Here is a 5,995-nt window from a genome sequence, read left to right as displayed (position 1 = left end):
CCGACCTGAGGTGCCCTCCTAGGCGGCCTAGAGCAGGGCTGTGCTCCATACCTATGGCCGGTGTCAGCCCAAAGCAGACCCACCGATCTGTTACAAGGACCGGGTAATGGACCTTCGTTGTAGTCTACGCCAACGGCAGCTTTGCGTGAAATAGGCCCCCATGCGAAGTTGGATCATCGCTTCGAAATGACTCACAATGTTGAACGGTTTCGAGCCCTACGTACCCGACATCGAACCTGCATCCATCGCGTTCAATTCTTGAAAACCTGCCTTCAATTTGAAGCTGACTGTTTGCGTGGCGACTTTTCTCCAGCGGATACTAGTAGTGCCAGTTATGCAAGCGTCGAAGAGATGGACTAAAGGCGGGCGTCCGTACAGAAACCATTTTTTGCAATTGGAGTGGTCCGTCACATTGACTTGATGCGACTCATTTAGTCGTTGATTCTCAGATACTTATGGTGTCGATCCATGTTCCAGCGCTGGAGGGTTTATGCGTATGACAGGAGCCTGCCAGAAGATGTTGGGCGAAATCCTAGACATACAAATTTGTACTGGCCATGTATCAATCGTGTCTTGACGCCGACAGTTCCGCCCGTAAGAAATGTTGCTATGAAATGTTTGGCATCCACACTTCGACTGATTAGAGTTACTGCTGCATTTGCAGTTATTCTTGTACTAGGTCTGTCTTTGCCATCCGCTGCGCATGCGCTTTCTGGCCATCACGATACTGGACCCATGGTGATGACAGGCGTCGATTTGAACGATGCCCCCCATGCCTCTCATCACAGCAGTGAGGGCAGTAATCAAAATCCCGCCGAACCTGGAAGCTGTTGTGCTGGCGCCTGTGTGGCGTTGAATGTGCTGTCGCTGCAACCGAGCCAAGCTTCCCTGCAGTATGAGATCCGTTGGGCTATAGTGGACGCCAGGCTTCCTTCGTTGGACCTGGTAACGCTCCTGCGCCCTCCAAAATCCTGAAATGTTGAACCGCTCTTGCGGTCCTTGAAGCAATCCTGCGCCTCCGCGCTGGATTCTCGCTGACATTTCTTAGGAAAAACACATGAAAATTCCATTTCTGGCCGGGGCAAGCGCCCTGTTGCTGAGTGCATGCGCGACCATTCCCGCTGCACTTCCCGAAACCGAGGCATTGGAACGTGTCGCGGCCCAGTCCGGCCCTTACCGGGCACTGGGATATCAATCGCCATTTGCCGGTTTTGAGCCCCATGAGCCCACAGGGCCAGCGCCCTGGCGTGGGGTCAATGATGCGCAAGTGGGAGACAATTGATGAAACGTAGAATTTGGCCAGTCATGCTGGCAGGGCCCGTCGTTCTGGCCGCTTGTTCAACAGTTGTGCCGGACAAATACACAAACGAGGCCGTCGGGTTTCAAACCATTGCAAATCAGACATCAAACGCGATTGGCAAGCGCACGGCTTTTATCCGAACCCAGGCGCAGAACGAAGCCCTGACCCATGAAGTGCGTGACCTGGTGCTGGGGAAAACAATCTCGGCGGAAACGGCCGTTCAGGCTGCCCTTTTGAACAACAAGGGACTCCAAGCTGCCTATTTTAGAGCCGGGTTGTCGGCAGCAGAGGTCTGGCAGCAGATGACGCCAGAAAACCCAGTCGTGTCGATTGGCCTGTTGGGCATCGGTGCGCCAGAACTTGGCCTATATCGGGCGCTGGAATCTACCATCGCGCTCAACTTGCTGGATACGAAGACCAGAAAGCAACGCATGGCCGTTGCCGAAGCGCAGTATCAACAGGCGCAATTAACTGCAGTTCAAGAGACATTGGCAGTGGCAGGCGAAACCCGCCAGGCTTGGATCAACGCAGTGGCTGCCTTTGAACGGTTGAGCTATTGGCGCAGAGCCAGTGAAGCAGCAGGTGCAGGTGCCGAACTGGCCAGCCAATTGGGCAGAACCGGTGCCTTGAACAAGGCCGGTCAGGCACGCGAATTCGCGTTTCAGGCCGAGCTGGCTGGTCAGGTCGCGCGGGCGCGGCTTGAAGCTTCACTGGCCAAAGAAGAGTTGACCCGCCTGATGGGGCTTTGGGGCGGAGATGCACAATACTACGTGCCGGATGCTTTGCCGACATTGCCTCGTTCCTTGTCCAGGGTTGCGTCGATTGAAGCCGCCGCTTTGAAGAACCGTGTAGACCTGAAGGTTGCGAAAATCGGTCTTGAGGCACAGGCGCGCGCCTTTGGGCTGACAGATCAGACCAGATTGGTGACAGATCTGGAGTTGATTGCCGGTTTTGAATCCGAGCGCGAACGCGAGGACGGGGCCACCACTACCGACACCCGGCCGCAATTGGAGCTGGAATTTGCTATTCCGATCTTTGATCGCGGAAAAGCGCGTCTTCGCAAGGCGGAGCTATCTTACATGCTGGCTGCCAACCAGTTGGCAGAACGGGCTGTAAACGTACGCTCTGAAGCGCGAAGTGCCGAGTTAGCTTATCACGCCTCCTACGAGATCGCTCGCCACTACCGCGATGTAGTCCTGCCGTTGCGCAGAACTATCGAGGAGGAAGGTCTGCTCAGCTACAACGGCATGATCACCGATACATTCGAGTTGCTGACGGACCTACGAGACAAACTATCCAGCGCACTGGAAGCGGCAAATGCCAAGCGAGACTTTTGGCTGGCCCAGGCGAATGTAAATGCCGCTATTTATGGCGGCGGTGCAGGTTCGACTGCGATGAGCGCTGGCGCAGAGATCGCCAGCGGCAGCGGCGCGGCGCATTAAAAGGATAAATCAAGATGATGAACAGACGTCAAATTCTGGGCGCCGGTGCTGCTGGTGCCGCGCTTGTCTCTTCGCAGGCCTGGGGCAAGACTTCCAACATGGGTCTGCCCGAAGCGGCCTTTATGGATACAGCAGCCACACAGTCCCCCAAAGCTCCCGCGACCGGACCTGCCTACAATCCTGTGGTGACACTCAACGGCTGGACGCTTCCGTTTCGCATGAACAACGGGGTGAAGGAATTTCACCTGGTTGCTGAACCGGTAGAAAGAGAGCTGGCTGATGGCATGACTGCCCATCTGTGGGGCTACAACGGCCAATCCACCGGCCCGACCATCGAGGCAGTTGAGGGCGATCGGGTCCGCATTTATGTCACCAACAAACTCCCGGAGCATACAACTGTACATTGGCACGGGTTGATCCTGCCGTCGGGCATGGATGGTGTGGGTGGGCTCAGCCATCCCGGAATTCCACCGGGCAAGACCTTTATCTATGAGTTCGACCTGACCAAATCAGGCACCTTTATGTACCACCCACATGCCGACGAAATGGTGCAGATGGCCATGGGCATGATGGGCATGTTCATCGTGCATCCCAAAGACCCCAATTTCATGCGAGTGGATCGTGATTTCCTGATCATGCTCAATGCATTTGATATTGATCCGGGCACATTTGTTCCGCGCATCATGACCATGGCCGATTTCAACCTCTGGACATGGAACAGCCGGGTCTTTCCCGACATAGATCCACTGGTGGTCAACAAGGGGGACAAGGTCAGGGTGCGGGTCGGTAACTTGACAATGACCAATCATCCCATTCACATGCATGGCTATGACTTCAAAGTCACCTGTACGGATGGTGGCTGGGTACCGGAGAGCGCCCAGTGGCCAGAGGTGTCGATCGACATTCCGGTTGGTGCGATGAGGGCATACGAATTCGTGGCAGACCACCTAGGCGACTGGGCCATCCATTGCCACAAATCCCATCACACAATGAATGCCATGGGTCATGATGTGCCTACCTTTATTGGTGCTGACAAAAGCAAGCTCACACGCCAGATCCGCGCGTTGCAGCCAGAGTATATGCCCATGGGCACTGCAGGCATGGCCGACATGGGAGAAATGTCGATGCCCCTGCCGGACAACACAGTGCCGATGATGGCAGGCTGGGGCCCCTACGGTCCGCTGGAAATGGGCGGCATGTTCTCGGTCGTGAAGGTTCGCGAGGGGATCGGATCAGGCGATTACAGCGACCCCGGCTGGTACATAAATCCGCCCGGCACCCAAGCATATGAGTGGACCGGCGAATTGCCAGATTTTGCCCGCTCCAACAATGCCCAGACACAGATTACCCCGAAACCAACCGCCAAGGGCTAATGCCCTTTGGCCTAAATAATACTCATGAGGAGTTAGATATGAAAACGATCCTTTCGACAGCGTTTGTTGCCGCTATCTTGGCCGCACCTGCATTTGCAGCGGGCACCCATGGCGGTGATCACCACGATGAAATGGAGGTTGGAAAACCCGGAGATGCACATCATGTGGATCGCGAAATCAGAGTTTCAATGAGAGAGACCGGCGATGGCGAGATGCTGTTTGAACCGCGCAATTTCTCTTTTTCCAAGGGTGAAACGATCAAATTCTCAATCACTAACTCGGGTGATCTGGAGCATGAATTCGTGCTGGATACAGCAGAACGAAATGTCCTTCACAAACAAATGATGGCCAAAATGGATATGGAACATGACGATCCGAATTCTGTGCGTCTGGATGCCGGTGGACAAGGAGAAGTCGTTTGGACCTTCTCCAATGCCGGCAGTTTTGAATTCGCCTGCCTGATCCCTGGTCACTATGAATCAGGCATGCATGGCCCGGTTGTCGTGAAATGATGATAGTAGCCAAAGGAAATCTGCTCATGAAAAATGTAAATCTAGTCGCAACTGCGCTCCTGCTGAGTGTCGGTATCGCCACCTCTGCCATCGCTGGTAGCTTTACCAAGGGCACCGTGAAAAAGGTCGATGCCAAGGCTGGAAAGGTCACAATAATTCACGAAGAACTTGTGGATCTTGAAATGCCCGCAATGACCATGGTGTTCCGCCTTGCCGAAGAAAGCATGTTGGAACAGCTTAGGGCAGGGCAAGAAATAGAGTTCGTGGCCGAAAGGATCAAAGGCAAGCTCACAGTAACTGAGCTGAGATAAACAGATGACGGGAGGTTCAGCTTCGAACCTCCCCTCTGCGCCATTTGCGCTGACGTTTTACTTTTCCCACAAGCATTGTGCTCACCCTAACAGAAACGCTCAAAGCTGTCTGAATACGACACAAGTTTTTCCAAACGAGAGTGAAATCACCCTCCTCTACCATGGGGATTTTTCTGGTTTGAAACGTGGTTTCCTACCTCCCGAAGTGGCCGTTTTAGGCTTCCAAATGATGCCTTCCCCAAAACACGAGAGAGAAGAAAATGCAAAAACTACTTTCAATCGCCACTGCCGCCGTCATTGGTGCAACCGCAGTATACGTCTTTTCAAACTGGACAGTTGATGAAGACAAGTCCGCATCGCCCACAGCGTTGGTTCCCGGAGGTCCCATTGTTAGCGTCCGCTTGCCCGAAGGGTTCACAAAAACCGCTCTGGTAGGAAAACGAGCATTCGACGCGGTTTGCGCAGAATGCCACGGCAAGAACGCCACAGGCCGAAACGGCAAAGGGCCTCCACTGGTACACAAGATCTACGAACCATCACATCATGCCGATGCGGCATTTTTCCGCGCTGTCCAAAACGGGGTGCAGGCTCACCATTGGCGGTTTGGCAATATGCCTAAACTGCAGGGAATGACGGATGGGGATGTCAAGGGTATCATCCGCTATGTGCGTGAACTACAGCGTGCCAACGGGATTGATTAGCTCCCTATCGTAGGACTTGTCTCAGGTCCTCTCCCCCGTGTGGTACGTCAGACGTCGGCTAAGTGATTGAAGCTGCCATTTGTCGTCGAAAAATCGACGGCTGCTAATGGGATGTACCGGCTGCTTCACCCAGCAGGTTAGGCTTGTCCTATTTCTGCATGATGGAGAAGTAGCATGGCGAAGATAGACTTTGATGAGCTGATGTCGATTGGCATCGATATTGGCAAAGACACGTTTCACATCGTTGGTTTCGATATGGACGGGCAGCTTGTGTTGCGAAGTGTCCGTCGTCATATAAAATGGGACATCAGAGCGGCTTGAACATTGGAGGCTCTGGTTCGGTTGCGTGATTGATT

7 protein-coding genes are annotated in these 5,995 nt (G+C 53.9%); all 7 read left to right on the top strand.

Features of this window, described 5'->3' with window-relative positions; translation table 11 throughout:
• Positions 1-1,057: 1,057 nt before the first annotated feature.
• The gene (locus tag ACN0VH_RS20815) at positions 1,058-1,282 is read left to right on the top strand and encodes a hypothetical protein (RefSeq protein ID WP_417702524.1); all 225 of its coding nucleotides are present in this window, start codon (positions 1,058-1,060) and stop codon (positions 1,280-1,282) included.
• Positions 1,282-2,742 carry a TolC family protein gene (locus ACN0VH_RS20810; RefSeq protein WP_417702522.1) on the top strand — a complete coding sequence of 487 codons (1,461 nt, stop codon included), beginning with the start codon at positions 1,282-1,284 and terminating at the stop codon, positions 2,740-2,742. Before ACN0VH_RS20815 ends, ACN0VH_RS20810 begins: the two co-directional genes overlap by 1 nt.
• Positions 2,743-2,756: 14 nt before the next feature.
• Positions 2,757-4,115, top strand: a complete 1,359-nt coding sequence (locus ACN0VH_RS20805) for a multicopper oxidase family protein (RefSeq protein WP_417702520.1) — start codon at positions 2,757-2,759, stop codon at positions 4,113-4,115.
• A 38-nt stretch (positions 4,116-4,153) separates the two neighbouring features.
• Positions 4,154-4,627, top strand: a complete 474-nt coding sequence (locus ACN0VH_RS20800; protein WP_417702518.1) for a cupredoxin domain-containing protein — start codon at positions 4,154-4,156, stop codon at positions 4,625-4,627.
• Between the two features lie 26 nt (positions 4,628-4,653).
• Positions 4,654-4,938 carry a copper-binding protein gene (locus ACN0VH_RS20795; RefSeq protein ID WP_417702516.1) on the top strand — a complete coding sequence of 95 codons (285 nt, stop codon included), beginning with the start codon at positions 4,654-4,656 and terminating at the stop codon, positions 4,936-4,938.
• Positions 4,939-5,198: 260 nt separating this feature from the next.
• A complete protein-coding gene (locus tag ACN0VH_RS20790; protein ID WP_417702514.1) occupies positions 5,199-5,639 on the top strand; it encodes a c-type cytochrome in 441 nt (146 codons plus the stop codon).
• 174 nt (positions 5,640-5,813) lie between these two features.
• A complete protein-coding gene (locus tag ACN0VH_RS20785) occupies positions 5,814-5,960 on the top strand; it encodes a hypothetical protein (RefSeq protein ID WP_417702512.1) in 147 nt (48 codons plus the stop codon).
• The last annotated feature ends 35 nt before the right edge of the window (positions 5,961-5,995 follow it).

The sequence above is a fragment of the Pseudophaeobacter sp. genome (genome assembly GCF_048267565.1).
Classification (GTDB): domain Bacteria; phylum Pseudomonadota; class Alphaproteobacteria; order Rhodobacterales; family Rhodobacteraceae; genus Pseudophaeobacter; species Pseudophaeobacter profundi.
Note: the sequence above shows the minus strand (reverse complement) of the source record. Positions and strands in the feature narration are given on the sequence as shown.